This window comes from Photorhabdus sp. RM71S (assembly GCF_042879355.1).
Classification (GTDB): Bacteria; Pseudomonadota; Gammaproteobacteria; order Enterobacterales; family Enterobacteriaceae; genus Photorhabdus; species Photorhabdus kayaii.
The window spans coordinates 1-1,417 of sequence record NZ_JBHFKV010000124.1; the positions used below are offsets into that span (position 1 = coordinate 1).

The following is a 1,417-nucleotide window of genomic DNA, read 5'->3' on the forward strand; positions in this document are numbered from 1 at the left end:
GTAATGCCGATCAGTTAAGGATCAGTTGAACGATCCAGTGGTTGTGTAAGAATCCGGAAATGTTCCTTATTTCCGGATTTTTTTATGCGTATTGCTCAAGCTCTTGACCTCGTTTCCTGTTATGACACCACCCGCAACCCACTAACCTCTCTCGGAGATTTTCTCAACCCTGACCTTATCGTCCGCTGCCTCGCCGAATCCGGCACTGTCACCCTGCGCAAACGTCGTCTCCCCCTGGAAATGATGGTCTGGTGTATTGTCGGCATGGCGCTGGAACGCAAAGAGCCCCTTCATCAAATCGTCAACCGTCTGGATATTATGCTGCCTGGCAACCGCCCCTTCGTTGCCCCCAGCGCCGTTATTCAGGCTCGTCAGCGCCTGGGAAGCGATGCTGTCCGTCGTGTATTTACGCAAACAGCAAAAATGTGGCATGACTCTGTGACTCATCCCCACTGGTGCGGTCTGACATTACTGGCCGTGGATGGGGTGGTCTGGCGAACGCAGGATACCCCGGAGAATGATGCCGCCTTCCCGCGTCAAACCTACTGCGGGCAACCGGGACTTTATCCCCAGGTAAAAATGGTCTGCCAGATGGAGCTGACCAGCCATCTGTTAACCGCAGCCGCCTTCGGTACGATGAAAGAAAGTGAATATACGCTGGCGGAGCAGCTGATAGACCAGACCGGTGACTACACCCTGACCCTGTTTGATAAAGGTTACTACTCGCTGGGGTTGCTGAATGCCTGGCATCAAGCGGGAGAGCATCGTCACTGGATGATACCGTTGAAAAAAGGGGCTCAGTACGAGGAGATACGGCGGCTGGGTAAAGGTGATTCCCTGGTCAGGCTGAAAACCAGCCCTCAGTCGCGGAAAAAATGGCCGGGCCTGGGAGAAGACATGACGGCCCGGTTGCTGACGTTTACCCGGAAAGGAAAACTCTGTCATGTCCTGACCTCAATGACAGACGGCATGCGCTACCCGGGAGGGGAAATGGCAGACCTTTACAGCCACCGTTGGGAAATTGAGCTGGGTTATCGAGAAATCAAACAGACAATGCAGCTGAACAGGCTGACGCTGAGGAGTAAAAAACCGGAACTGGTAGAGCAGGAGTTATGGGGCGTGCTGCTGGCCTACAATCTGGTGAGATATCAGATGATAAAGATGGCAGGAAGCCTGAAAGGTTACTGGCCGAATCAACTGAGCTTCTCAGAATCGTGCGGGCTAGTGATGAGGATGCTGATGACGTTACAGGGTGCCTCGTCGGGTCGAATCCCTGAACTGATGCGAGATCTGGAGAGTATGGCGCAGTTAGTGAAGCTCCCGGTAAGGAGAAAAAGAGCCTTCCCGAGGGTAGTAAAGGAAAGACCTTACAAATACAGAAAAGCCCAGAAAAACAGCCAGTCAGTTGCTTAACTGA

At 52.9% G+C, this 1,417-nt stretch carries 1 protein-coding gene; it reads left to right on the plus strand.

Annotation, left to right across the window (positions count from 1 at the left end; genetic code table 11):
* The first annotated feature begins 84 nt into the window (after positions 1-84).
* A complete protein-coding gene (locus tag ACGF5R_RS23950) occupies positions 85-1,413 on the plus strand; it encodes an IS4 family transposase (RefSeq protein WP_112876163.1) in 1,329 nt (442 codons plus the stop codon).
* Positions 1,414-1,417 lie beyond the last annotated feature (4 nt).